The organism is Streptomyces sp. Y7 (genome assembly GCF_043195415.1).
Classification (GTDB): Bacteria; Actinomycetota; Actinomycetes; order Streptomycetales; family Streptomycetaceae; genus Streptomyces.
Map to the genome: position 1 here is coordinate 168,882 of NZ_JBIDDQ010000017.1, position 25,126 is coordinate 194,007.

Here is a 25,126-nt window from a genome sequence, read left to right on the forward strand (position 1 = left end):
GTTCCCCCTGACTTGAGCTGCGCAATAAGCCGATGCCTCCACCCTCCCGTCCGCCCGGGTCGTGGGCGAGGGGGGCTGCACGGAGACCGGGGGTACGGTTCACCCCACCCCCGGCGCTCCCGCGTGGCCCCGCCCTCACAGCCCGCCCCCGCCGTGCCCGCCGAACCCTCACACCCGCCCCCGTGCCTCGCTGAGGGCAGCGTTCCTCGTGGGAAACAGACGTGATGCGGTCGGGAAACACCGGCACCGCACGCTCCTTTGCATGACCTCGAATACGCGTGTGGTGGTGATCGGCGCCGGCCTCGCGGGCGTACGGCTCGCCCGGCGGCTCGGCGAGCTGGGCACGCCCGTGACGCTCGTCGGCGACGAGGAGCACCGCCCGTACAACCGGGTCCTGCTCGCCGAGGTGCTGGCCGGGCGGTACAGCCCCGACGTGATCGCCCTGCCGGCGCCCGCGGAGCTGACCCGGGGCCGGGTCACCGGCATCGACCGCGAGATGCGAGCCGTACATCTCGCGGACGGGTCGGAGATCGCATACGACACGCTGGTGCTGGCGACCGGCTCCAACCCGGTGCTGCCGCCGCTGCGCGGACTGTTCGGGCCCGACCACGAACTGCCGGAGGGCGTCCACGCCTTCCGCACGATGGACGACTGCCTGGGCCTGTCCAAGGCGGTGCGGCCGGGGGTGCGGGCGGTCGTGATCGGCGGCGGGCTCCTCGGGGTCTCCGCGGCCCGCGCGCTGGCGCTGCGCGGCGCTCAGGTCATGCTCGCCCAGCAGTCCGAGCGGCTGATGGAGCGTCAACTCGACCCGGCCGCCTCGCGGCTGGTCCGGCGGCATCTGGCCGGTCTCGGCGTCGAGGTCCACACCGATCTGCGCGTACGGGACGTGCGCTGCGTCGGCGGTGCGGTCCGCTCGGTGGAGATGGCCGACGGATACGCCCTCGACGCCGACCTCGTGGTTCTGGCCTGCGGCGTCCATCCGCGCGCGGGGCTCGCGAAGGCCGCGGGGCTCGCCGTGCACAAGGGCGTCCTCGTCGACGACGAACTCCGTACGTCCGACCCGCACATCCGGGCCGTCGGCGACTGCGCGCAGCACGACGGCACGGTGTACGGACTGGCGGCGCCCGCGCTCGAACAGGCCGACGTCCTCGCCGAGTCGCTGGCCGGGGACGGCACCGCCCGCTACACCGGCACCCGTTCGCTGACCCGGCTGACGCTGGCCGGTGAGGGCTTCTTCGACCTCGCCGCGTTCGGCGAGACCGAAGCCCTGCCCGGCGACGACGTCGTGCAGCTGACCGACGCCACCCGCGGCACCTACCGCAAGGTCGTCGTCCGTGACGACCGCCTGGTCGGCGGGGTCCTCGTCGGCGAACTCGGCACCGTCGGCGCGCTCGCCCGCGCCTGGGAGGGAGCGGAGCAGCTCCCCGACGACGCCCCCCTGCTCCACCTGCTCACCAACGATGGAGGCTCCTGAATGACCGCCACCCCGGGGGCCACCCCCACGATCGTGCTCGTCGGCCACGGCATGGTCGGCCAGCGCTTCCTCGAAGCGCTGGCCGAGCGCGGCCTGACCGCCACGCACCGCGTGGTCGTGCTGTGCGAGGAGCCGCGCCCGGCGTACGACCGCGTGGCGCTCACCTCGTACTTCTCGGGCCGGACGCCCGAGGAGCTGTCGATGACCGACCTGGAGTTCATCAAGGACCACGGCATCGAGCTGTACGTCGGCGACCCGGCCGACACGATCGACCGCGAGGCCCGTCAGGTCACCGCGAGGTCGGGCCAGGTCTTCGCGTACGACGTCCTCGTCCTCGCCACCGGCTCCTACCCCTTCGTGCCGCCGGTCCCGAACAAGGACGCCGAGGGCTGCTTCGTCTACCGCACGATCGACGACCTGCTCGCGATCGAGGAGTACGCGAGGACCCGTACGACCGGTGCCGTGGTCGGCGGCGGGCTGCTCGGCCTGGAGGCGGCCGGTGCGCTGAAGGGTCTCGGACTGACCTCCCACATCGTGGAGTTCGCACCGCGGCTGATGCCCGTCCAGGTCGACGAGGGCGGCGGCGCGGCCCTGCTGCGCACCATCGAGGACATGGGTCTGAGCGTGCACACGGGCGTCGGCACCCAGGAGATCGTGGTCGACGACACCGGCGCCGTCACCGGCATGAAGCTGTCCGACGGCTCCGAACTCGCCACCGACCTGGTGGTGTTCAGCGCCGGTGTCCGGCCGAGGGACCAACTCGCCCGCGACTGCGGCCTCACCGTCGGCGAGCGCGGCGGCATCACGGTCGACGAGCAGTGCCGTACGGTCGCCGACGCGCACGTCTTCGCGATCGGCGAGTGCGCGCTGGCCGCCGACGGCCGGGTGTACGGCCTGGTGGCCCCCGGCTACGAACAGGCCGAGACGGCCGCCGCAACCATCGCCGCCGACGAGGCGTCCTTCACCGGCGCCGACCTGTCCACCAAGCTGAAGCTGCTCGGCGTGGACGTGGCGTCCTTCGGTGACGCGCACGGTGCCACCGAGGACTGCCTGGACGTCGTCTACTCCGACTCCCGCGCCGGGCTGTACAAGAAGCTGGTCATCGGCCGCGACGGCACGCTGCTGGGCGGCATCCTGGTCGGCGACGCGGAGGCGTACGGGACGCTGAAGGCCTTCACCGGCTCGGTGCCGCCGGTCTCGCCCGAGTCGCTGGTGCTGCCGGCCGGGGCCGGGGCGCCCGCCCAGCTCGGCCCGGCCGCGCTGCCGGACGACGCGATCATCTGCTCCTGCAACAACGTCACCAAGGGCACGATCCGCGGCGCGGTCACCGACCATCAGTGCACGACCGTGCCGGAAGTGAAGAAGTGCACCAAGGCCGGTACGACGTGCGGCAGTTGCGTCAAGGTCCTCGGTCAGCTCGTCACCGCCGAGCTGGAGGCGTCCGGCGTCGAGGTCGACAAGGGCCTGTGCGGCTGCTTCGCGCAGACCCGCGAGGAGCTCTACGAGATCGTCCTCGCCCTGCGCATCAACACCTACCAGGACCTCCTGGACCGCTACGGCCGCGACGGCGCCCGGGGCGGCGACGGCTGCGAGATCTGCAAGCCGACCATCGGCTCGATCATCGCCTCCCTCGCCCCGACGATCGGCGCGAGCGGCTACGTCCTGGACGGCGAGCAGGCGGCCCTGCAGGACAGCAACGACCACTTCCTCGCCAACATCCAGAAGAACGGCTCGTACTCCGTCGTCCCGCGGATCGCCGGCGGTGAGATCACCCCCGAGGGGCTGATCGTGATCGGCGAGATCGCCCGGGACTTCGGCCTCTACACGAAGATCACCGGCGGCCAGCGGATCGACATGTTCGGCGCGCGCGTCGAACAACTGCCGCTGATCTGGGCGCGGTTGGTGGACGCGGGCTTCGAGTCGGGACACGCGTACGGCAAGTCGCTGCGCACCGTGAAGTCCTGCGTGGGCCAGACCTGGTGCCGCTACGGCGTCCAGGACTCGGTCCGCATGGCGATCGACCTGGAGCTGCGCTACCGGGGCCTGCGCTCGCCGCACAAGCTGAAGTCGGCGGTCTCCGGCTGCCAGCGCGAGTGCGCGGAGGCCCAGTCGAAGGACTTCGGCGTGATCGCCACCGCGGGCGGCTGGAACCTCTACGTCGGCGGCAACGGCGGCGCGACCCCGCGCCACGCGGACCTCCTCGCTCAGGACCTGTCCGACGCCGAGCTGATCCGGCTGATCGACCGCTTCCTGATGTTCTACATCCGCACCGCGGACCGCCTGGAGCGTACGAGCGTGTGGCTGGAGCGGATCCCCGGCGGCCTGGACCACGTCCGTGACGTGGTCGTCGAGGACTCCCTCGGCATCTGCGAAGAGCTGGAGACGCTGATGGCGGCCCACGTCGCGAACTACCGCGACGAGTGGTCGGAGACGATCAACGACCCGGAGAAGCTCGCCCGCTTCGTCTCCTTCGTCAACGCCCCCGACACCCCCGACCCGGTCGTCGGCTTCGTGCCCGAGCGCGACCAGATCAAGCCCGACCTGCCGCTGCTGACCATCGGCCACCGTCCCCTGGAAGGAAGCGCCCAGCGATGACCCTGGCACCCGAGACGACCGACCTGAAGATCCAAGTACGGCTGGACGAGGACTGGTTGACGGTCTGCGACCTGACCCGGCTGCTCCCGGGCCGCGGGGTCGCGGCCCTGCTGCCGGACGGCGGCCAGGTGGCCCTGTTCCGCGACCGCGCCGGGCAGCTGTACGCGATCGACAACCGCGACCCGTTCGGTGGCGCGGCGGTCCTCTCCCGCGGCCTGACCGGCACCCACCAGGGCCGCCCGTTCGTCGCCTCGCCCCTGCTCAAGCAGCGGTTCGACCTGGAGACCGGGCAGTGCCTGGACGACGAGTCGGTGCGGATCACGACGTACGAGGTACGGGCGGCATAGGAAACTTTCTTGACCGGTCGTTCTCGATCGATCTAGGCTGAGACACGTGGCCAGGACCAAGGAATTCGACCCCGAGGCCGCGCTGCAGGCAGCCCTGGAGCTGTTCTGGCGGCGCGGCTACGAGGCGACGTCGATGTCCGACCTCGTCGAGCACCTCGGCATCGGACGGGCGAGCCTGTACGCGACCTTCGGCAACAAGCACGAGCTGTACCTGAAGGCGCTGGAGCGCTACGACCGGGCCGGGCTCCCGCCGATCGTGCGGGAGCTGTCCCAGCCGGGCCCCGCCCTGCCGGCCGTACGAAGCCTCGTACGACGGTACGCGACGGAGGCCACGGACGCCGAACTGCGCCTGAACGGCTGCATGATCACCAACACCGCGGCGGAACTCGGCCCGCACGACCCGGCCGCGGCCCGGCACGTCGAGCGCAACTGGGACCAGCTGGAGACGGTCCTGCACTCGGCGCTGGTCCGCGCGCAGGCACAGGGCGAACTGCCCGCCGGGCGCGACCCGCTCACCCTGGCCCGGATGCTGCTGGTCCTGCTCCAAGGGCTGCGCGTGGTCGGCAAGGCGTCGTCCGACCCGGCGCGGGTGCGGGACGCGGCGGAGCAGGCGCTGGCCCTGCTGGACTGAGGTGCGAGCACCCCGATCGGGGTGCTCTCTTTTTCTGCACCGATACTGAACCGATCGTTCAAGAAACTGGGGAGACCATGACCACCACCGCATCGCACCGCGGAACCCGCTTCACGGACCGGACCGCCCTGGTCACCGGCGCCGGTTCGGGCATCGGACGGGCCGTGGCGCTCGCGCTCGCGACGGAGGGGGCGAACGTCGTCGCGGTGGGGCGCCGGCGGGAGCGGCTGGAGGAGACGGCGGCGCTGATCGAGGCGGCGGGCGGCAAGGCGCGGGCGGTGACCGCGGACGTCGCGCGCGCGGCGGACGTAGCGGCCGCGGTGGCCACCGCCGTCGAGTTCTTCGGCTCCCTGGACGTCGCCGTGAACAACGCGGGCGTCTTCCGGGGCGGCGCCCCGCTGGCCGAACTCTCCGAGGAGGACTGGCGCACCCAGCTCGACATCAACGTCACGGGCGTCTCCCTCGCCCTGCGCGCCGAGATCCGGCAGATGAGCACCCAGCCGACGGGCGGCGCGATCGTCAACATCGCCTCCACCTTCGGCGTCCACACCCGCACCCCCGGCGCAGCCGCCTACTCCGCCTCCAAGGCCGCCGTCTCCGTGCTCACCCGGGGTGCCGCCCTCGACCACATCCGCGACGGGGTCCGTATCAACGCGGTCAGCCCCGGCGCCGTTCAGACCCCGATGTCGCTGCGCCCCGGCGAGGACGACGCCGCCCGCGCGGCCCGCGCCCGGACCACCCTCCCCCTCGGCCGCATCTCGAGGACGGACGAGGTGGCCACGGCCGTCCTCTATCTCGCCTCGGACGACGCGGCTTCGGTGGTGGGCACGGACCTGGTGGTGGACAGCGGGGCGACGGCCTGAGTCCGGGGCACGCACGAGCCCGCGGGCCCGTCGGCCGGGGCAGCTCTGCTCGCCGTCGCGCGAGGGTCAGCGGTGCGCGCGCCGCCGGTGCGCCACCAGCAGCACCCCGCCCCCGGCGAGCAGCGCCGCGCCGCCCGCCGCCAGGTACGCGGTGCTGTCGTCGCCACCGGTCGCGGCGAGATCGGTGCCGCTCTGCTCCTCGCCGGAGGCGGCGCCCTCCTGCGCGGCACCTTCCTCCGCCGATCCCTCCCCCACCGATCCCTGCTCCGCCGGGACGAAGTCGGCCGGCGGGTTGTCGCAGCCGAGGCCGTCGCCGTCCCGGTCCAGGTGGGTGCCGTAGTGCTCGTCGTTCGCGGGGATGTCGGAGTACCCGTTGGCGTACGCCTCGGAGCAGTTCTTGAACGGGTGGGCACCGTCATGGGCGGCGGCGGTGGACGGCAGTGCGGCCAGCGCCAGCGCGGCGACGACGATGGCGCCGGGCTTGCGAAGCAGGTTCACGGGGAGTCCTTCCCTGGTGGTTCACGAGGTGACGAACGTAGCCAGGGGCCTCTGGTGCGGCGGAGTTATGAAGGACCCGTGACGCTAACGTGACGTGACCGGACGGTAGCTCTCCGCATGGATGTCCGAGGGGTCCGCCCGGTCGCCGCCGGCCAGCCGTCCCGTGTCCAGGTAGAACCACTCGGCGTCCGGGCCGGGAGCCGGCGCCGGCCGCGGGGCGGGCCCCGTGGTGACCGGTACGTCCGCCTTCGCCGGTCCCGGCATCAGCAGTTCCACGCGCAGGCCCGACCCCCGCTGCTGCGCCGTGAACTCCTCCACCTGGCTGCGGCAGGCGTGGTCCAGATGCGTCACCCCGGTGAGGTCCAGACGGATACGGGGCCTGCCCGAGGCCGCCGCGCCCTCCAGCGCCTCGATGACCTGCGGCAGCCGCAGGAACGTCGCGTTGCCGGCCATGACGACCTTCGCGGTGTCCTCCTCGACGTGCTGCCGGATCACCGTCCGCGACATGCGCAGGGCGGCCAGCACGATCCCGGCCGCGAGCCCGATCAGGACGCCCTCCAGCAGCGCGGTCGCGACGATGACCAGTGTCGTCACCGTCATCACCACGAACTCGCCCCGGTCCTGGCGCCACATCTTCGGGAACTCCTCCGGCGCGAACAGCTTCCAGCCGCTGTGCACGAGGACGCCCGCGAGCACCGAGATCGGGATCAGCGCCAGGACCTGCGGCAGCAGCAGCGCGAAGGCCAGCAGCCACAGGCCGTGCAGGGTGCGGGAGATCCGGGTCCTGGCGCCGGCCTGGACGTTGGCCGAGCTGCGGGCCACGACCGCGGTGATCGGGAGGGCGCCGAGGATCCCGGCGACGGTGTTCCCGGCGCCCTGGGCGATGAGCTCGGTGTTGTAGCGGGTGCGCGGGCCGCTGTGCATACGGTCCACGGCGGCCGCGGTGAACAGGCTCTCCGCGGAGGCGATCACCGTGAAGGTGAGGATCGACGTGATGACCGCCGCGTCCGCCACTCCCGCGAACTCCTCGGCCCCCGGCACCCGTACCGACGCCAGGAGGTTGCCGACCTGGAGCGTCTTCACGTCCACGCCGGGCAGCGCGGCCACCATGATGCCGACGCCGACGGCGACCAGCGCGGCCGGGATCCGCTTCGCCGGGCCCGGCACCTTCTTCCACAGGAAACTCAGCACGATGGTGGCGACGCCGAGCAGCGTGGCGATCATCGCCTGCGGGTCGGTGAGGATGTCGGCGAACAGGCCCGGGATCCCGGCCATGTTCTCCACCGGCGTTCCGGGCGCCCTGGCATCGGCCATCGGATAGGCCTGACTGAACATCAGCGGCAGGCCGATGCCGGCCAGCATGCCCTGGACCACGGCCAGGGAGATCGCCTGGAACATCCGCCCGAGGCGTACGACGCCCAGGACGATCTGGAGGATGCCGGAGAACAGGACGATCACGCCGAGCATCGCCAGGCCGTGCTCCAGCACCGTCTCCGCGACCAGCGCGGCGAGCCCGGCGGCCGGCCCGCTGACCTGGAGCGTGCTGCCCCGGACCGCGCCGACGACCAGGCCGCCGATCACGCCGGAGATGATGCCGAGTTCGGCGGGGACCCCGGAGGCCACCGCGACGCCGATGCACAGCGGCAGGGCGACCAGGAAGACGACCAGGGAGGCGGTGATCTCGTTGGCGAGGCCGGGCCGAGCACCCCCGGCCTTCGCCGGCCGCTCACCCCTGGTCCTCGCCGACCGCGCTCCCGAGGTCCCCGCCGGCCGCTCGCTCCCGGCCCCGACCGGCGCCGCACCCCCCTTGCCGCGCGTCCGCCCGCGCGCGTGTGCCCCGCTCATCCGGTATGCACCCGGAACCGGCCGTCGCCCTCCAGCTCGTGCACCCGCCCGGTGTGGACCTCGTAGTACCAGCCGTGCAGCCGCAGCCGCCCCCCGTCCAGCCGCTGCCGCACCACCGGATAGGTGCGCAGTACGGCGAGCTGGTTGACGACGTTGCCCTGCGCCACGTCCGGCAGGGAGGGGTCGTCGGAGGCGGCGGTGAGGACCGGCGCCAGTTCGGGGCGGGCCAGTTGGAGCCAGGCGTCCACGCCCGGCAGCGCGGTCAGGTCGTCGCCGGACTTCAGGGCACCCATCGCGCCGCAGTGTGAGTGACCGCACACGACGATGTCCTGAACCCCGAGCACCTCCAGTGCGTACTCGATGGTGGCGGCCTCCCCGGACGCGCCGGGGCTGCCGTACGGCGGCACGATATTGCCCGCGTTACGCAGCTCGAATATCTCTCCCGGCCGCGCGCCGGTAATCAGCGCGGGGATGACGCGCGAGTCCGAGCAGGTAATGAAGAGCGCCTCGGGATATTGCCCGTCGGCCAGCTTCCGGTATTCGGCGCTCTCGAAATCGACCCTGCGCCCGAACGAGCGGGCACGGTCCAGCAATGCCTTCAACGATGCCTCCTGAGCTGCGAGTTCAACCACTTCACAGCACCGTAGAGGAGGCCGCACCAGAGGAAGGTTAAGTAAAGGCCAGAGCCCGTCCAGTAAGGGGACATTCTTTGTCGCAATGCCCCGCAAGCGCTTGTTTCTTGTAGCGTGTGGACGTCAGGGCAGAGAATGCAAATTCACGGAGAGACAGGACGCATGGGCATACGAGTGCTGCTCATCGAGGACGACGAGACGATCGCCGAACCGCTCGTCGAGGGATTGGGTCACTTCGGGCTGACGGTTGATCACGTGACCACCGGGGCGGAGGGACTGGGAAGCGCGTACGGCGATGTCGTCCTGCTGGACCTCGGGTTGCCGGACATGGACGGCATCGACGTGTGCCGGGGCATCCGGCGGGTCTCGGACGTGCCGGTCATCATCCTGAGTGCGCGGGGTGAGGAGGCGGACCGGGTGCTCGGCCTGGAGCTGGGGGCGGACGACTATCTCGCGAAGCCGTTCAGCATGCGGGAACTGGTGGCACGGGTGCGCGCCGTGACCCGCCGGACCCGGCGCGCCGGGACGGCGACGGAGTCGCTGCGCAGGGAAACCGTCGCGGAGCCGGTGCGCGGAGAGGCTGTCGCGGAGCCGGTGCGCGCGGGGGCCCGGGCGGATCCGGTGCGCGGGGAGCCGCCGACGGACCGCGGCCGTACCGAGGCGCTGGTCGAGCGGCTTCGCGCCGGGGCGCTGGCGGAGCGGGCGGCGGCAGCGGCGCCCTCCGCGGCACCGCCCGGGGCGGCACCGTCGTACGAGCCGGTGCCGTCGCCGTCGTACGACGACCCGCCGTCCGGGCCGTCCTACCCGCCCGGCCCGCTGGTCGTGGACCGCCGGACCCGTCAGGTCTGGGTCGGCGAGATCCCCGTCACCCTCACCCCCAAGGAGTTCGAACTGCTGGCGCTGCTGACCGAGGATCCGGGCGCGGTGTACTCCCGGCAGCAGATCCTGGACCGGGTGTGGGACCCGCACTACGAGGGTCCGACCAAGACGCTGGACGTCCATGTCGCCTCGCTGCGGCGCAAGCTGGGCGACCCGGCGTGGATCCAGACCCTGCGCGGGGTCGGCTTCCGGCTCGCGGTGCAGACCGAGCCGGGCGGGCGGCGGGTGCCCTCACCGTGACCCGCCGGCTGCTGCTCAGCTACCTCAGTCTCGCCGCGCTGGTGCTGCTGTGCCTGGAGATCCCGCTGGGCTTCGTGTACTCGCGCAGCGAGCGGGAGCGGGTGGTGAACGCGGCGAAGGACGAGGCCGAGTCGGTCTCCGCGTACGCCTCGCTGTCGCTCACCGCGGGCCGCGCCGAACGGGACCTGCCGCGCCGGGTGGTGCACTGCGCCGAGCGCGTCGGCGGCAAGGTGGTGGTCGTGGACGCGGTGGGCACTCTGCTCGCCACCTCGCATCCGCGGGCCGCCGTCATGTCGTCCGACCTCGCCTCGCGCCCCGGTATCGCGGCCGCCCTGCGCGGCACCTCCACGGTGGACGTGCGCACGTCGACCATCGGCGGGGTCGAGTACCTCTCGGTCGCCGCGCCCGTCCGGCACGTCACGGGGTTGCAGGGCGCGGTGTGGCTGACGGTGCCGACCCGGACGGTGCACGAACGTGTCCATCACGTCTGGCTGCTGCTGGCCCTGGGCGGCCTCGGGGTGCTCACGGCGGTCGCCGTCGTGGGGTTCGCCATCGCCCGCTGGACCGGGCGCCCGATCCGCGAACTGGAGCGGGCCACGCACGAGTTGGCCGAGGGCGGGCGGGCCACGCCGGTGACGATGACGAAGGGCCCGCCGGAGGTGCGCCGGCTGGCCACCGCGTTCAACCGTACGGCGGCCCGGCTGGCCCATCTCCTCGCCGCCCAGCGGGCGTTCGCGGGCGAGGCCTCGCACCAGCTCAAGACGCCCCTGGCGGCGCTGCGCCTGCGGCTGGAGAACCTGGAGCCGAACGTCACCGACCGTGGCCTGGGCAGCCTCACCGCCGCCGTGACCGAGACGGACCGGCTCTCCCGGATGGTCGAGGGGCTGCTGGCGATGGCCCGGCTGGAGGAGGACTCCGCGACACCCGCCCAGGTGGACGTCGGTGCCGTCTGCGCGGAACGGCACCGCACCTGGCAGCCGCTGTTCGAGCGGCAACGGGTGTCGCTGGTGCTGTTCGCGGGCAGTGTGGGGCCGGTGCTGGCGGTGCCCGGCGGGGTCGAGCAGATCGTGGACAACCTGCTGTCCAACGCCCTGCGCGCCTCCCCGCGCGACTCCACCGTGACGATGGAGCTGCGGCTGCACGTCCCGGCCCGGCGCGCCCTGCGGGACGCCCGGCCCGCCTGGGTCGACCTGCACATCACGGACGAGGGCCCCGGCATGACCCCGGAGCAGCGCGCCCGCGCCTTCGACCGGTTCTGGCGGGCACCGGGCGCCCCCAAGGGCGGCACGGGCCTCGGCCTGTCCCTGGTCCAGCGCCTCGCCCACGCGAGCGGCGGCGAGGCGAGCCTGCACGCGGCGAATTCGGGCGGCCTGGACGCGGTGATCCGGCTGCCGTCGGCGGAACCCCCGCAGAGCGCCGGGGGCGGCCACCCACCGGTCAGGGGTGGCCGGCGCCGCCGGGAGGCCCCGGCACTGCCGGCGTAGCGCCGCCCGAAGGCGGCTCCGGCAACGCCGCCCGGACACACGGGCGTTGGCGGTGATCCCGCCGTGCCGGGGCCTCCCGCGCCTCCCGCACACCCGCTTCACAGCCTGTCCATAGGGCGTCCACCCCGCACCCCAGGGGGCTTTAACCCCGCGCCCCTAGCGTCCGTCACCGCGCGACCCCGCCCCCGACCGGCGGCGGGGCCGGTCACGGCACCCTTTGGAGCAGAAGTGGAACGTCGTACCTTCCTGCGTGCGACCGCCATCGGCGGCGGCGCCGCCGTCTTCGGCGGAACCCTGTGGCGCGGCGCCGCGTACGCCGCGCCCGCCCAGCCGGGCACGGGCCCGTACGGGGCGCTCGGCTCCCCCGACGCCAACGGCATCAGACTCCCCAGCGGCTTCACCAGCCGGGTCATCGCCCGCTCCGGACAGACGGTCTCCGGGACGTCGTACACCTGGCACAACGCCCCTGACGGCGGCGCCTGTTACGCGGACGGCAGCGGCTGGATCTACGTCTCCAACTCGGAGATCAACCCCTCCGGCGGCGCGAGCGCGGTGAAGTTCTCGGCGACGGGCGCGATCACGGCGGCGTACCGCATCCTGTCGTCCACGCGGCAGAACTGCGCGGGCGGCAAGACCCCGTGGAACACCTGGCTGTCCTGCGAGGAGGTGTCCCTGGGCTACGTCTACGAGACCGACCCCTGGGGCACCGACGCCGCGGTGCGGCGCGCCGCGATGGGCCGCTTCAAGCACGAGGCGGCGGCAGCGGACCCGGTGCGCAAGGTGGTCTACCTGACCGAGGACGAGACCAACGGCCGCTTCTACCGCTTCGTCCCCACCACCTGGGGCGACCTGTCGGCGGGCACGCTCCAGGTCATGGTCGCGGGCAGCGCCACCAGCGGCTCCTTCACCTGGGCGAACGTCCCCGACCCGGACGGCTCGCCCACCGCCACCCGCTCTCAGGTCTCCGGCTCCAAGTCGTTCAACGGCGGCGAGGGCTGCCACTACGCCAACGACACGGTCTGGTTCACGACCAAGGGCGACAACCGCGTCTGGCAGCTCAACCTCACCAACAACACCTACGAGTTGGCGTACGACGACTCCCTCGTCAACGGCACGGCCCCGCTCACCGGTGTCGACAACATCACCGGCACGTCCTCCGGAGACCTGTTCGTCGCCGAGGACGGCGGAAACATGGAGATCTGCGTGATCACCCCGGACGACGTGGTCGCCTCGTTCCTGCGGATCGACGGCCAGTCCGGCTCGGAGATCACCGGTCCGGCGTTCTCCCCCGACGGCAGGCGCCTGTACTTCTCCAGCCAGCGCGGGACGAGCGGCAGTTCGTCGGGCGGCATCACCTACGAGGTGACGGGCCCCTTCCGCGCATAGCGGTCACAAAACAGTCACACCATCTCCACATTCAGTCACGAAGCAATACGGTCATCCCCTCACGCACCACCAGTGGGGGGATGACATGACCAATCCGTACACCTCGGCACCCATGCCGCCGCAGTCGCCGCCGCGCCCGGCCCCGAAGTGGGCCCGCAAACGCTACGTCCTGCCCGCACTCGCCCTGGCCCTCTTCATCGGCATCGCCGCGGGCGGCGCGTCCGGCGAGAACGCCAGGACCACCGAGGCGAAGCCCAAGTCGGCGTCACCGCAGCCCACGGTCACCGTCACCGCGACCATCACACCCCCGGCACCGGAACCCGAGCCGGCCCCGACGGTGACCGCCACCAGGACGGTCAGGGTCACCACGACGGTCACCGCCACCCCCGCGCCGGACACCGGCTCCGTCACCGAGGAGGCCGACGACTCCTCCGGCACGGACGTCTACTACGCCAACTGCTCCGAGGCCCGAGCAGCCGGCGCCGCCCCCATCCACCGAGGCGAACCGGGCTACGCCTCCCACCTGGACCGCGACAACGACGGGGTGGGCTGCGACAGCTGAGCCGGAGGGACGGCACGGCCCGTATCCGGATGAACGGCCGCATCTTCGGCTCGCTGTCGGTCGTTGGTGCGATGTCCGTGTCGGTCTTCGAGTCCGGAGCCCCCGTGCCCGCTCCCGCAGTGCCCTCCCCGCCTCCCGAACTGCTCACCGCGCGGGTCCAGGACCCGTACCCGTACTTCGCGTGGCTGCGCCGGCATGCTCCCGCGCATCCCCACCGCAGAGCGGGACGTCCCACGGTGTGGCAGATCTCCCGCTACGACGATGTCCGTACGCTGCTGACCGACGAGCGGCTGAGCAAGGAGCCGGACCGGGTGCCCGGTTATGTGCCGGGGCCCGCCGGCCTGAACCGGCATCTGGTCCACGCGGATCCCCCGGACCACACGCGGCTGCGGGCCCTGGTGAACGCCGCGTTCGTGCCCCGGCGTATCGCGCGACTCGAACCCTTCATCGCCGACACGGCGAACCGGCTGCTGGATCGGATCGAGCAGCACACCCATGTCGACGTGATCGCGGCGTTCGCGGCGCCGCTGACCTTCCGGATGATCTGCGCGATCCTCGGTGTCCCCGGGGAACTGGACAACGCGGCCACCCGGGACACCCTGATGGCCACGATCGCCCCCGCCTCGGGCGTGGACCTCGCCCGGGCGGAGGCCGAGCTGCACGCCCTGCTGGACCTGCTGATCGCGGGCAAACGCACGGGCGGCGTACGCGACGGAGTGGACCTGCTGGGCGCGCTCGTGCAGGCCGGCGACGACAGCGGGGCGATGAGCGAGGAGGAGTTGCGCTCCACCGCCTACCTCCTGCTGCTGGTGGGACACGACACCACCATGAACCTCATCGGCAACGGCATGCTCGCCCTGCTGCGGAACCCGGACCAGGCGGCCCGGCTCACCGGACCGCGGGCCACGCCCGGTCTGATCGGCACCGCCGTCGAGGAACTGCTGCGCTACGACTCCCCGGTGCGGGACGCGACGTTCCGCTGCGCCGCGGAACCCATCGGCCTGCACGGGCAGGTGATCGGCGAGGGGGACATCGTCAGTCTCGTGATCGGCTCCGCCAACCGGGACGAGACCCGCTTCCCGGACGCGGACCGGCTGGATGTGGGCCGAACACCCAACGACCACCTCGCCTTCGGGTACGGACCGCACTTCTGTATCGGCGCCGCCCTGGCCCGCCTCGAAGGCGCCGTCGCCTTTCCCCTGCTGCTGGAACGCCTCGGCCCGGTGGCGCCGGCCAAGCCCGTCGAGGAGCTCTCCTGGCGGCCGGCCCGGGTGATGCGCGGCCTGGCCGCCCTGCCCGTCGTACGGACCTGACCGCCCCGCCCCCGCCCCGTACCGAACCCTCCCGATCAGGAGCTCACTGGTGGACAGCCAAGACCCCGTGCTGGTGACCGAGCCACGCGCCGGCATCCTGCTCATCACCCTCAACAGGCCGCATGTCCGCAACGCCGTCGACGCGTCCCTGGCCGGCGCCGTGGACGCGGCCCTCACCCGGCTGGAGACCGATGCCTCGCTCCGCGTCGGCGTCCTCACCGGAGCGGGCGGCCACTTCTGCTCGGGCATGGACCTCAAAGCCTTCCCCACCGCCGGCGTCCCGGTCGTCGCCGACCGCGGGCTCGCGGGACTGACCCGCGCCCGCCTCCGCAAGCCGCTGATCGCGGCCGTCGAGGGCGCGGCCGTCGCGGGCGGCTTCGAACTCGCTCTCGCCTGCGACCTCATCACCGCCGCCGACAGCGCGTTCTTCGCGCTGCCCGAAGTCGCGCGCGGACTCGTCGCCGCCGAGGGCGGAGCGATCCGTCTCCCCGGCCGCCTGCCCTATCACGTGGCCATGGAACTGCTCCTGACCGCGGCGCCGCTGCCCGCCCCGGAGGCCGCCCGGTACGGACTCGTCAACCAGCTCACCCGGGACGGCGAAGCCCTTGAGGCTGCCCTGGCGCTCGCCGACCGTGTCCAGGCCCACTCCCGTGACGCGGTCCTCGTCACGAAACAGATCGTCCAGCGAACCCGCGGCCTCGACGACCACACCGCCTACGCCGTCCAGGACCCCCTCAGCACCCCTGTCTTCGCCACCGCGTCCGCCGCCGAGGGCGCGCGCGCCTTCACGGAGAAGCGTTCACCGGCCTGGCAGAGATAGGGCTTCCGGACATCCCGAGAGGCGAGCGGAACGTGTCCCGCCGCATCCGGCCGCGCGTGCCGGACACCGGTGGGGCGCGTCGTATCCTCGGGGACGGCCGCGGCCGGTCCGCCGGCCCGGAAGACCGCCCGCCGCGGTGCCGACGCGGCGGGCGGTCACTTCACCGGTGAGGGCTCACCTGTCACTTCACCGGTGAGGGCTCACTTCACGTCGACGTAGTCCGCCGAGCCGGTGGTGGCCTGGGTGAGGCTCGTGGTCGCGAAGTCGTAGCGGTACGAGCCGTCCGCCGTCGCCGGCACGGTGGTCGTCGCCCAGCCGTTGCGGTCCGTCTTGATCTTCTTCAGGGTGGTGAAGGGGCCGCTGGTGCCCTTGCGGTACTGGAGCACCACCTGGTGTCCGATGAGCGGCACGTCCTTGCGCTGCTCCCAGCTGGCGACGGTCATCCGGGCCTTGACCGTGAGGTTCTGACCCTTCTTCACCGTCTGCGGGGTGGCGACGGTCTGGGACATGTAGGTCTGGCGCTTGATGCGGGCGAAGTAGGCGCCGTCCCCGCGGGTGACGTTGCCGGCGCCGTCGGTGGCCACGGGGGTGAGGATCCAGACCCCGGCGAGGGCGTTGCTGCGGAGGTTGACGTTCGGGTCGGCGGTCAGGAGGGCCTCACAGAAGGAGGTGGTCTCGTTGAGCTTCACGCAGTGGCTGGACGCGGTCATGACGCCGTCGGCCTTGGCCCGTTCCGTCCCGTGCCACAGCTCGTACGACACGCCCTGGACGCCGGACGGGTCGGTGACCGTCGCGGAGACCGAGAACACCCTCTTCCGCGCGGCCTCCACGCCGACGGTGTAGTCACGGTCGTGGTTGACGTCGATGTTCCAGAACTTCGTGCCGGAGTCGTCCTGGCCGGCCCCGGCGGCCGGAGCGGCGAGAGCGGCTACGGCCAGGACGGCGCTGAAGGCGGCGGCGGTGGCTATGGCTGCGGTGGCGCGTCTGCGCATGGTGTTTGGTTTCCCCACGCTCGATGAATGGTGTGGTGACTTCACCCGCGTGAGACCAGGGGGACATCCCGGGGGTTGTGCCCTCCGACCGCCCCTACCCAGCTCTTAACCTCACGGTCGCCTCGACTTGGCGAAGACGACGCGGAACCTTCCGAATCCGGCACCGCCACACGCGCGCAGCCATGAGGTCGATCCGGAACCCAAGGTCCTCGGGAGGGTACTCGTGGGCCCCGGTGGGAAACGGCCCGAGGACGCCGAGCTCGTCGATCTCCTCCTGCGAGCCGATCCCGCCGACGCCCTACACGGCCATGAAGTCCCTGTAGTCCCGGGGGAACCCGGTCCCCCACCGCGCCTCGGCCGCCTCCCCGTCGATGTTCTCGCCGGCTCCGGGAGGCGGAGGCAGCAGCTGCCGCAGCGCGGTCATCCCCGTCGGTTCTTCCATGCCCGCCCCGCCCTTCGATCAGGTCGGGGCGGGAGTCCAGTACCAGCCGTTGACCGTGATCTTGCCGGCGCCCCCGCCACCCCGTTCCGCAGGATCGGCCAACTTGCCTGCACATCCGCGCAGTTGACGCCCGAGAGGGCGGCACCCCCGCACAGGGTGCCGCCCTCGTTGGTGCACCGGAGTCGCCGCCCATCGGTCTTGAGGGTCGGGGACGGGCGACGACTCCGGAGTTCGGTGCCGGGGGGCCCGGTGAGGGGCCCCGCGACCTAGCGGTGGTCGCTGCCGACCGACTGGGAGGCCGCGCGGCCCGCCTCGAGGCGCGCCACCGGGATGCGGAACGGCGAGCAGGAGACGTAGTCGAGGCCGACCTCGTGGAAGAAGTGCACCGACTCCGGGTCGCCGCCGTGCTCGCCGCAGACGCCGAGCTTGAGGTCGGGGCGGGTTTCCCGGCCCGCCTTCGCCGCCGCGGCGACCAGCGAGCCGACGCCGTCCTTGTCGATCGTCTCGAAGGGCGACACTCCGAAGATGCCCTTCTCCAGGTAGGCCGTGAAGAAGCTCGCCTCCACGTCGTCCCGGCTGAAGCCCCACACCGTCTGGGTGAGGTCGTTCGTGCCGAAGGAGAAGAACTCCGCCGCCTCCGCGATCTGACCGGCCGTGAGGGCGGCGCGCGGCAGCTCGATCATCGTGCCGATCGACAGCTTCAGCTTGGTGCCCGTCGCCGCCTCGACCTCCGCGATGACCTGGTCGGCCTCCTCGCGGACGATCTCCAGCTCCTGGACGGTGCCGACGAGCGGGATCATGATCTCGGCGCGCGGGTCGCCCTTGGCGTTCTTGCGCTCGGCGGCCGCTTCCGCGATCGCGCGGACCTGCATGGTGAACAGGCCGGGGATGACCAGGCCCAGGCGTACGCCGCGCAGACCCAGCATCGGGTTCTGCTCGTGCAGCCGGTGCACGGCCTGGAGCAGGCGCAGCTCGTTCTCGTGGGGCTCCTGGCGGGACTCGGCCAGGGCCACGCGGACCGAGAGTTCCGTGATGTCGGGGAGGAACTCGTGCAGCGGCGGGTCGAGGAGACGGACCGTCACCGGGAGGCCGTCCATCGCCGAGAACAGCTCGACGAAGTCCTTCTTCTGCAGCGGCAGCAGCTCCGAGAGGGCCGCCTCGCGCTCCGCCTGGGTGTCGGCGAGGATCAGCTTCTCGACCATCTCCCGGCGCTCGCCCAGGAACATGTGCTCCGTACGGCACAGGCCGATGCCCTGCGCGCCGAAGCGACGGGCGCGCAGCGCGTCCTCGGCGTTGTCCGCGTTGGCACGCACCCGCAGGCTCCGCTTGCGGTCGGCGAACGCCATGATCCGGTGCACGGCCTCGACCAGCTCGTCGGCGTCGTTGGCGCCCGCGTGCATCCGGCCCTCGAAGTACTCCACGACGGGAGACGGGACCACCGGGACCTCGCCCAGGTAGACCTTGCCGGACGAGCCGTCGATGGAGATGACGTCGCCCTCCTCGACGACGTGTCCGCCGGGGACCGTCATCCGGCGGCGCTTGGTGTCGACCTCGAGCTCCTCGGCGCCGCAGACACAGGTCTTGCCCATGCCGCGCGCGACCACGGCCGCGTGGGAGGTCTTGCCGCCGCGCGAGGTGAGGATGCCCTCGGCCGCGATCATGCCGTCGAGGTCGTCGGGGTTGGTCTCCCGGCGGACCAGGATGACCTTCTCGCCCGAACGCGACCACTTCACGGCGGTGTAGGAGTCGAAGACGGCCTTGCCGACGGCCGCGCCCGGCGAGGCCGCGATGCCCCGGCCGACCTGCTCGACCTTCGCCTCCTCGTCGAACTTCGGGAACATCAGCTGCGCGAGCTGGGCGCCGTTGACGCGCTGGAGCGCCTCCGCCTCGTCGATGAGGCCCTGGTCCACGAGCTGGGTCGCGATACGGAAGGCGGCGCCCGCCGTGCGCTTGCCGACGCGGGTCTGGAGCATCCACAGCTGACCGCGCTCGATCGTGAACTCGATGTCGCAGAGGTCCTTGTAGTGGTTCTCCAGCGTCTCCATGATCTGCATCAGCTGGTCGTACGACTTCTTGTCGATCGTCTCCAGCTCCGCGAGCGGCACGGTGTTGCGGATGCCCGCGACGACGTCCTCGCCCTGCGCGTTCTGGAGGTAGTCGCCGTACACGCCCTGGTGGCCGGAGGCGGGGTCACGGGTGAACGCGACGCCGGTGCCGGAGTCCGGGCCGAGGTTGCCGAAGACCATCGAGCAGACGTTGACGGCAGTGCCGAGGTCGCCGGGAATGCGCTCCTGGCGGCGGTACAGCTTGGCGCGGTCGGTGTTCCACGAGTTGAAGACCGCCTCGATGGCGAGGTCCATCTGCTCGCGCGGCTCCTGCGGGAAGTCCCGGCCGGCCTCCTTCTTGACGATCTTCTTGAAGGCGGTGACCAGCTTCTTGAGGTCGGCGGCCTCCAGGTCGGTGTCGACCGTGACCTTCTTGGCCTCCTTGGCCTTGTCGAGGGCCTCCTCGAAGAGGTCGCCGTCGACGCCGAGGACGGTCTTGCCGAACATCTGGATGAGGCGGCGGTAGGAGTCCCACGCGAACCGCTCGTCGCCGGCCTGCTCGGCGAGGCCCTTCACGGACTTGTCGGAGAGCCCGATGTTGAGGACCGTGTCCATCATGCCGGGCATGGAGAACTTGGCGCCGGAACGGACGGAGACGAGAAGAGGGTTGTCGGCCTGGCCGAGCTTCTTGCCCATGCGGGACTCGAGAGCGTCGAGGTGCGCACTCACCTCGTCACGCAGTGCCGCCGGCTCCTCGCCGCTGTCGAGGTAGACCTTGCAGGCTTCTGTCGTGATCGTGAAGCCGGGGGGAACGGGAAGTCCCAGGTTGGTCATCTCGGCGAGGTTGGCGCCCTTGCCACCCAGGAGGTCCTTGAGGTCTTTGTTTCCCTCGGTGAAGTCGTAAACGAACTTCGCTACGTGGGGTTCTTTGTTTTCCGACACGGTCTCGACTCCCTCGAGGACGTGGTGGCTGCCCTGACGGCGAGGAACATACCCAGATCGAAGGCGCCTGGGTACGTCTACTCACGTGTCATGCGCCTGTAACCACCCGTCCGCCAGTGGATCGAAAGTCAAGGCTTGGCAAGCCGTGACGGGCTGATGTTTTCACTTCTTGAACGCAAGAGCGTCCACAGGTGCGGTTTCTTGCTCGTATGAGCGGCCTTACCGCACGTTTGATTTCGATCGATGAACGATCAAGGGGTGGCACCCAGTGCCACCCCTTGGAGAAGTGCAGTCGCTCAAGATCCGCTCATCTGAGCGCAACCCTTATCAAGGGTGGCGAGAATCACGCTGCCACAGCCGCCGGAATTTCACCATGCGGACCCGTCCCCGAAACGGAAACGCGCCCGTCACACACCCAGCGCGACCAGCCGGTCTTCCACCCGCTCGGGCGCGTAGAGGTGCTCCACGACGAGCGCCCCGGCCCCGATCAGCCCGGCCCGCTCCCCCAGCCGCGAGGTCACGACGTCCAGATGAGCGGTGGAGCGCGGCAGCGCCCGCTGGTACAGCAGCTCGCGCACCCCGGTGAGGAAGGGCGTCCCCGCCAGGTCCCCGGCGATCATCAGCACGCCGGGGTTGAGCAGCGTCACGACGGTCGCCAGTACGTCCCCGACCTGCCTCCCGGCCTCCCGGGCCAGCGCGGCCGCCCCCGGGTGCCCGGCCGCGAGCAGGTCCCGTACGTCCGAGCCGGAGGCCGCGGGAACCCCGTCCGCGGCCAGCCGCCGGGCGACGGCACGGCCGCTCGCGACGGCGGCCAGACAGCCGTGGGAACCGCACCGGCACAGCGCGTCGGCACCGACCCGGATGTGCCCGATGTCGCCGGCGCCGCCGTCGATGCCGCGGTAGACCGAGCCGTCCACGACGACTCCGGCGCCGATGCCCGTCGACACCTTGACCAGGACGAAGGCCGAGCACTCCGGGTAGCCGGTGCGCTGTTCGCCGTACGCCATGAGGTTGGCGTCGTTGTCGACGAGGACCGGCACCGGGGCGGCACCGGTCTCCTCGGCGAAGGCTCTCGCCAGCCGGCCCGTTATGTCGTAGCCGTCCCAGCCGGGCATGATCGGCGGCTGGACGACCCGGCCGGTCACGCTGTCGACCGGCCCCGGCACCGCGAGCCCGATGCCGCACACCTCCCCGGCCTGCCGCCCGGCCTTCACCAGCAGCTCGGCGAACCAGCGCCCCAGGTCGCCCAGCACCGCCTCCGGCCCGTCCTCGACGACCAGGGTGCCGCCGTGCTCGGCGAGGATCTCGCCGGTCAGCGTCAGTACGGCGGCGCGCGCGTGCCGGGTCTCCAGGTCGGCGGCGAGGACGACGGCGTGGGCGTCGTCGAACTCCAGCGTGATGGAAGGGCGCCCGCCCAGCGGGGAGTCCACGGGACCGCCGGCGCCCTCGCGCAGCCAGCCGGCGCGGAAGAGACGGTCGAGGCGCTGGCCGACGGTGGCACGGGACAGCCCGGTGGCCTGTTGAAGTGCTCCGCGCGTGACGGCCCGTCCGCTCCGCACCAGTTCGAGCAGTTCCCCGGAACTCGCCTGACCCCGTGCGCTCATGCACACCCCCTTGTGTTTCTCAAGCTTGCATTACATATTGGGTTTTGCGTGTTAAATAGACGTAACTCTACGGTGGCGCCGACCGAACCGGTCGGCCGGACGTCTTTTCGGGGAGCCCCGAGTGGATCGCACTGCCCAACTCACCGCGCACCGCGCGGACCGTGACATCGCATACGATCCGCCGCCCGAGGCCGATTCCCCGCACGCCGGCGCCGCCCGCGTCCTGGCGGCCAACTGGACCGGCACCTCGACGGTGCCCTCACGCGGTCTGTACCCCCACCAGTGGTCCTGGGACTCGGCGTTCATCGCGATCGGCCTCAGGCACGTCTCGCCGTTACGGGCGCAGACGGAACTGGAGACGCTGCTCGACGCCCAGTGGGGCGACGGGCGCATCCCGCACATCGTCTTCAACCCCTCCGTACCGCTCGACGCCTACTTCCCGAGCCCCGACTTCTGGCGCTCCTCGGACGCCGGGCGGCCCGCCGGCGCCCCGCGCACCGTACAGACCTCCGGCATCGTGCAGCCACCGGTGCACGCGCTGGCCGCCTGGCTGGTGCACCGCGCCGACCCGGGTCTGTCGCGTGCGCGCGGCTTCCTCGCCCGGGTCTATCCCCGTCTGGCCGCCTGGCACCGCTATCTGCTGCACCGGCGCGACCTCGGCGGCGCGGGGCTCGCGTCGGTCGTGCACCCCTGGGAACAGGGTATGGACAACAGCCCCTGCTGGGACGCGCCCCTGCACCGCGTCCCGCCCGCGCCGACCCGTTCCTTCCGCCGTGCCGACCTCGACCACGGGGCGGCGGAGGACCGGCCGACGGATCTGGACTACGGGCGCTATGTGCGGCTGGCGACGGACTACCGGGACGGCCGGTACGCGGACGGCGGACGTGTGAAGGCGGCCGGGAGGGCGCCGTTCGAGGGGGGTGACGGGAGAGGGGCCGGCCTGTTCGCCGTCGAGGACCCGGCGTTCAACGCCCTGCTCATCGCCTCCGAGCACGCGCTGGCCGGCATCGCGAGGGAGCTGGGGGCGACGGGCACGGCCCGGCACGCCCGCGCCGAACGGCTGACGGCGGCGCTGATCGAGCGGATGTGGGATCCGGCGAGCGGGATGTTCCTCTGCCACGACGTGCGGGCGGGCGAGCTCATCCCCGAACGCGGCGTCAGCGGCCTGATCCCGCTCCTGCTGCCCACCCTGCCGCGCGACATCGCCACCGCCCTGATCCGCACGGTGCACGGCCCGCACTTCGGCCTCGGCCGCTCCACCCGCCTCGTCCCGTCGTACGACCTCCTGGGCGAGGCCTTCGACCGGCACCGCTACTGGCGGGGCCCGGCCTGGTTCAACACCGGCTGGCTCCTGGAGCGGGGCCTGCGCCTGCACGACGAGCGGGACGGCGCCGACGCCCTGCGCGAGGCGATGCTCGACCTCGCCGTCGCCTCCGACTTCGCCGAGTACGTCGATCCGTACACCGGCGAGGGCTGCGGCACCACGCGCTTCAGCTGGACGGCGGCGCTCACGCTCGACCTGCTGCACGACTTCGAGGAACCCATGGACTCCAAGGGAGGGGACCGGGGATGACGGACCGTCATCATCTGCTCGTGTACGGGGGGACGTTCGCCGCAGTGGGCGACGCCGGCGACATCAGCGGCGTACGGGCCGCCGGCTCCCCGGAGGGGTTGTTCGTACGCGACGCCAGGCATCTCAGCCGCTGGCAGCTCACCGTGGACGGGGCGGTGCCCGAGACGCTCTCGCCGGTGGCCGGCGGTGACACGGCACGCTGTGTGCTGGTGCCGCGCGGCGGACGCGACGAGCCTCCGGCGTACACGCTCTTTCGTGAACAGGCCGTCGGCGACAACTCGTTCATCGACGTCGTCCGGGTGACCAGCAACCGCCCGGTGCCGACGACGATCCACCTCGCGCTGACGGCCGACGCCGACTTCACCGACCAGTTCGAGCTGCGCTCGGACCACCGTACGTACGCCAAGTCCGGTGCCAAGCGCCACCGCCAGGTCCTCGACCACGGCGTGGAGTTCAGCTACCGGCGCGGTGAATGGCGCTCGGTGACGACCGTGACGACCGAGCCCGCGCCCGACGCCGTCGAGGAGACCGGGACCGGCGCGCGCCGGCTGGTCTGGGCGCTGGACCTCGAACCGCACGGCACGACGGAGCTGACCCTGCGGGTGATGGCCCGCCCGCACGGCGACAAGCGCGCCCTGCGCGTGCCCCGTTCCCCCGCGGCCCTGTCCGCCCAGCTCCTGGCCCAGGAAGGCGAGTTCGTCGAGGGCGTGGCCTTCCCGACGGGCTGGCCGGAGCTCGCCGCGGCCTGCGCGCGGGGTCTGGCCGACCTGGCCGCGCTCCAGGTCCCGGCGACGGGCCCCGACGGCGAGGAACTGCGGGTGCCCGCCGCCGGAGCCCCCTGGTTCCTGACGCTGCTGGGCCGCGACGCCCTGCTCACCTCGCTCTTCGCCCTGCCCTACCGGCCCCGGCTGGCCGCGGCCACCCTCCCGGCGCTCGCGGCGACCCAGGCGACGGCACGGTCCGGACCGGACGGGGTCTCCCAGCCCGGCAAGATCGTGCACGAGGTCCGGCACGGCGAGCTGGCGCACTTCGGGCAGGTGCCGTACGGGCGTTACTACGGCTCGGTGGACGCGACGCCGCTGTTCCTGATCCTGCTCGGCGCGTATGTGGAACAGACCGGCGACACCTCCCTGGCGCGGCGTCTGGAGCCGCACGCGCGCGCCGCGGTCGGCTGGATGCTGGACCACGGGGGCCTGACCACCCGCGGCTATCTGGTGTACCGCGCCGACCAGGGCGGCCTGGCCAACCAGAACTGGAAGGACTCCCCCGGCGCGATCTGCTCCTCCGACGGCACCCGGCCGGCCGGTCCGGTGATGGCGGCGGGCGCCCAGGGGTACGCCTACGACGCCCTGCGGCGCACGGCGTGGCTGGCCCGCACGGTGTGGCAGGACGCGACGTACGCGGCGCTGCTGGAACAGGCGGCGGCCGATCTGCGTGACCGTTTCCAGCGGGACTTCTGGATGCCGGAGCACTCCTTCCCGGCGCTGGCGCTGGACGGCTCGGGCCGTCAGGTGGACGCGCTGGCGTCGGACGCGGGGCATCTGCTGTGGTCCGGGCTGCTGGACAAGGAGTACGGCGAGCTGGTGGGCCGGCGTCTGCTGGAGCCGGACTTCTTCTCGGGCTGGGGCGTACGCACCCTGGCCTCCGGCCAACCTGCCTACCACCCCCTGTCGTACCACCGGGGCTCGGTCTGGCCGCACGACAACGCGTTGATCAGCCTGGGCCTCGCCCGCTACGGCCTGCACGACGAGGCCCGGACGGTGGCGCATGCCCTGGTCGACGCGGCGACGACCACCGGGCATCGGCTGCCGGAGGTACTGGCGGGGTACGGCCGTGACACCCACGCGGAACCGGTGCCGTATCCGCACGCCTGCGAGCGGGAGTCCCGGTCGGCGGCGGCACCGCTGGCCCTGCTGACGGCGGTGGGCGGGGCGTAACCGCCCACCGCATGTCCCCACC

Annotated in this window: 20 protein-coding genes; 13 read left to right on the forward strand and 7 right to left on the reverse strand. The window is 72.0% G+C overall.

The annotated features are described in order from the left end of the window. Positions 1 to 262 precede the first annotated feature (262 nt). The 5 genes from ACGFW6_RS31755 (at position 263) to ACGFW6_RS31775 (ending at position 5,910) form a co-directional block, all read left to right on the forward strand. Entirely contained in the window at positions 263 to 1,474 is a 1,212-nt protein-coding gene (locus ACGFW6_RS31755) for an NAD(P)/FAD-dependent oxidoreductase (protein ID WP_393517514.1), read from the forward strand. Beyond that, positions 1,475 to 4,069 (forward strand): nitrite reductase large subunit NirB, encoded by a 2,595-nt coding sequence (gene nirB, locus ACGFW6_RS31760; RefSeq protein WP_393517517.1) that lies wholly within the window; start codon positions 1,475 to 1,477, stop codon positions 4,067 to 4,069. After that, the gene (gene nirD / locus ACGFW6_RS31765; RefSeq protein ID WP_393517520.1) at positions 4,066 to 4,416 is read left to right on the forward strand and encodes a nitrite reductase small subunit NirD; all 351 of its coding nucleotides are present in this window, start codon (positions 4,066 to 4,068) and stop codon (positions 4,414 to 4,416) included. Before nirB ends, nirD begins: the two co-directional genes overlap by 4 nt. A gap of 46 nt (positions 4,417 to 4,462) precedes the next feature. Then, positions 4,463 to 5,047 carry a TetR/AcrR family transcriptional regulator gene (locus ACGFW6_RS31770; RefSeq protein ID WP_393517523.1) on the forward strand — a complete coding sequence of 195 codons (585 nt, stop codon included), beginning with the start codon at positions 4,463 to 4,465 and terminating at the stop codon, positions 5,045 to 5,047. 77 nt (positions 5,048 to 5,124) lie between these two features. Further along, positions 5,125 to 5,910 (forward strand): SDR family NAD(P)-dependent oxidoreductase, encoded by a 786-nt coding sequence (locus ACGFW6_RS31775; protein ID WP_393517526.1) that lies wholly within the window; start codon positions 5,125 to 5,127, stop codon positions 5,908 to 5,910. A 66-nt stretch (positions 5,911 to 5,976) separates the two neighbouring features. Here ACGFW6_RS31775 and ACGFW6_RS31780 read toward each other — a convergent pair whose 3' ends face one another. The 3 genes from ACGFW6_RS31780 to ACGFW6_RS31790 form a co-directional block, all read right to left on the reverse strand. Then, positions 5,977 to 6,408, reverse strand: a complete 432-nt coding sequence (locus tag ACGFW6_RS31780) for an excalibur calcium-binding domain-containing protein (protein WP_393517529.1) — start codon at positions 6,406 to 6,408, stop codon at positions 5,977 to 5,979. A gap of 84 nt (positions 6,409 to 6,492) precedes the next feature. Then, positions 6,493 to 8,253, reverse strand: a complete 1,761-nt coding sequence (locus ACGFW6_RS31785; RefSeq protein ID WP_393517532.1) for a SulP family inorganic anion transporter — start codon at positions 8,251 to 8,253, stop codon at positions 6,493 to 6,495. Then, complete coding sequence (locus ACGFW6_RS31790; RefSeq protein ID WP_393517535.1) at positions 8,250 to 8,855, reverse strand: carbonic anhydrase; 606 nt, start codon at positions 8,853 to 8,855, stop codon at positions 8,250 to 8,252. The genes ACGFW6_RS31785 and ACGFW6_RS31790 overlap by 4 nt, the downstream gene beginning before the upstream one ends. A 192-nt stretch (positions 8,856 to 9,047) precedes the next feature. Here ACGFW6_RS31790 and ACGFW6_RS31795 point away from each other — a divergent pair, with 192 nt between their 5' ends. The 6 genes from ACGFW6_RS31795 (at position 9,048) to ACGFW6_RS31820 (ending at position 15,569) form a co-directional block, all read left to right on the forward strand. After that, positions 9,048 to 10,004, forward strand: a complete 957-nt coding sequence (locus tag ACGFW6_RS31795; protein WP_393517538.1) for a response regulator transcription factor — start codon at positions 9,048 to 9,050, stop codon at positions 10,002 to 10,004. Continuing rightward, on the forward strand, positions 10,001 to 11,488 hold the full coding sequence (locus ACGFW6_RS31800; protein ID WP_393517541.1) for a sensor histidine kinase: 1,488 nt from the start codon (positions 10,001 to 10,003) through the stop codon (positions 11,486 to 11,488). Before ACGFW6_RS31795 ends, ACGFW6_RS31800 begins: the two co-directional genes overlap by 4 nt. Positions 11,489 to 11,716: 228 nt before the next feature. Continuing rightward, entirely contained in the window at positions 11,717 to 12,874 is a 1,158-nt protein-coding gene (locus tag ACGFW6_RS31805) for an alkaline phosphatase PhoX (RefSeq protein ID WP_393517544.1), read from the forward strand. Positions 12,875 to 12,959: 85 nt separating this feature from the next. Further along, positions 12,960 to 13,436 (forward strand): excalibur calcium-binding domain-containing protein, encoded by a 477-nt coding sequence (locus tag ACGFW6_RS31810; RefSeq protein WP_393517547.1) that lies wholly within the window; start codon positions 12,960 to 12,962, stop codon positions 13,434 to 13,436. Between the two features lie 104 nt (positions 13,437 to 13,540). Further along, a complete protein-coding gene (locus ACGFW6_RS31815) occupies positions 13,541 to 14,749 on the forward strand; it encodes a cytochrome P450 (protein ID WP_393517550.1) in 1,209 nt (402 codons plus the stop codon). 49 nt (positions 14,750 to 14,798) lie between these two features. Beyond that, positions 14,799 to 15,569, forward strand: coding sequence for a crotonase/enoyl-CoA hydratase family protein (locus tag ACGFW6_RS31820; protein WP_393517553.1), 771 nt, complete (start codon positions 14,799 to 14,801; stop codon positions 15,567 to 15,569). Between the two features lie 200 nt (positions 15,570 to 15,769). Here ACGFW6_RS31820 and ACGFW6_RS31825 read toward each other — a convergent pair whose 3' ends face one another. The 4 genes from ACGFW6_RS31825 to ACGFW6_RS31840 form a co-directional block, all read right to left on the reverse strand. Next, the gene (locus ACGFW6_RS31825; protein WP_393517556.1) at positions 15,770 to 16,561 is read right to left on the reverse strand and encodes a hypothetical protein; all 792 of its coding nucleotides are present in this window, start codon (positions 16,559 to 16,561) and stop codon (positions 15,770 to 15,772) included. Positions 16,562 to 16,859: 298 nt separating this feature from the next. Then, positions 16,860 to 17,003 (reverse strand): hypothetical protein, encoded by a 144-nt coding sequence (locus ACGFW6_RS31830; RefSeq protein ID WP_393517559.1) that lies wholly within the window; start codon positions 17,001 to 17,003, stop codon positions 16,860 to 16,862. A 266-nt stretch (positions 17,004 to 17,269) separates the two neighbouring features. Beyond that, positions 17,270 to 19,990 carry a pyruvate, phosphate dikinase gene (gene ppdK, locus ACGFW6_RS31835; protein WP_393517562.1) on the reverse strand — a complete coding sequence of 907 codons (2,721 nt, stop codon included), beginning with the start codon at positions 19,988 to 19,990 and terminating at the stop codon, positions 17,270 to 17,272. Positions 19,991 to 20,397: 407 nt separating this feature from the next. After that, complete coding sequence (locus tag ACGFW6_RS31840; RefSeq protein ID WP_393517565.1) at positions 20,398 to 21,594, reverse strand: ROK family protein; 1,197 nt, start codon at positions 21,592 to 21,594, stop codon at positions 20,398 to 20,400. 121 nt (positions 21,595 to 21,715) lie between these two features. On the opposite strand from ACGFW6_RS31840, the gene ACGFW6_RS31845 reads away from it, so the two are divergent. Next, a complete protein-coding gene (locus ACGFW6_RS31845) occupies positions 21,716 to 23,167 on the forward strand; it encodes a hypothetical protein (protein WP_393517568.1) in 1,452 nt (483 codons plus the stop codon). Continuing rightward, a complete protein-coding gene (locus tag ACGFW6_RS31850) occupies positions 23,164 to 25,104 on the forward strand; it encodes a glycogen debranching N-terminal domain-containing protein (RefSeq protein WP_393517571.1) in 1,941 nt (646 codons plus the stop codon). Before ACGFW6_RS31845 ends, ACGFW6_RS31850 begins: the two co-directional genes overlap by 4 nt. Positions 25,105 to 25,126 lie beyond the last annotated feature (22 nt).

Bases quoted from the DNA above. Each gene is read 5' to 3' on its own strand.
- ACGFW6_RS31775 (WP_393517526.1), top strand. From the start codon at position 5,125: ATGACCACCACCGCATCGCACCGCGGAACCCGCTTCACGGACCGGACC.
- ACGFW6_RS31850 (WP_393517571.1), top strand. From the start codon at position 23,164: ATGACGGACCGTCATCATCTGCTCGTGTACGGGGGGACGTTCGCCGCA.
- ACGFW6_RS31755 (WP_393517514.1), top strand. From the start codon at position 263: ATGACCTCGAATACGCGTGTGGTGGTGATCGGCGCCGGCCTCGCGGGC.
- nirB (WP_393517517.1), top strand. From the start codon at position 1,475: ATGACCGCCACCCCGGGGGCCACCCCCACGATCGTGCTCGTCGGCCAC.
- ACGFW6_RS31810 (WP_393517547.1), top strand. From the start codon at position 12,960: ATGACCAATCCGTACACCTCGGCACCCATGCCGCCGCAGTCGCCGCCG.
- ACGFW6_RS31795 (WP_393517538.1), top strand. From the start codon at position 9,048: ATGGGCATACGAGTGCTGCTCATCGAGGACGACGAGACGATCGCCGAA.
- ACGFW6_RS31785 (WP_393517532.1), bottom strand. From the start codon at position 8,253: ATGAGCGGGGCACACGCGCGCGGGCGGACGCGCGGCAAGGGGGGTGCG.
- ACGFW6_RS31840 (WP_393517565.1), bottom strand. From the start codon at position 21,594: ATGAGCGCACGGGGTCAGGCGAGTTCCGGGGAACTGCTCGAACTGGTG.
- ACGFW6_RS31825 (WP_393517556.1), bottom strand. From the start codon at position 16,561: ATGCGCAGACGCGCCACCGCAGCCATAGCCACCGCCGCCGCCTTCAGC.
- nirD (WP_393517520.1), top strand. From the start codon at position 4,066: ATGACCCTGGCACCCGAGACGACCGACCTGAAGATCCAAGTACGGCTG.
- ACGFW6_RS31830 (WP_393517559.1), bottom strand. From the start codon at position 17,003: ATGGAAGAACCGACGGGGATGACCGCGCTGCGGCAGCTGCTGCCTCCG.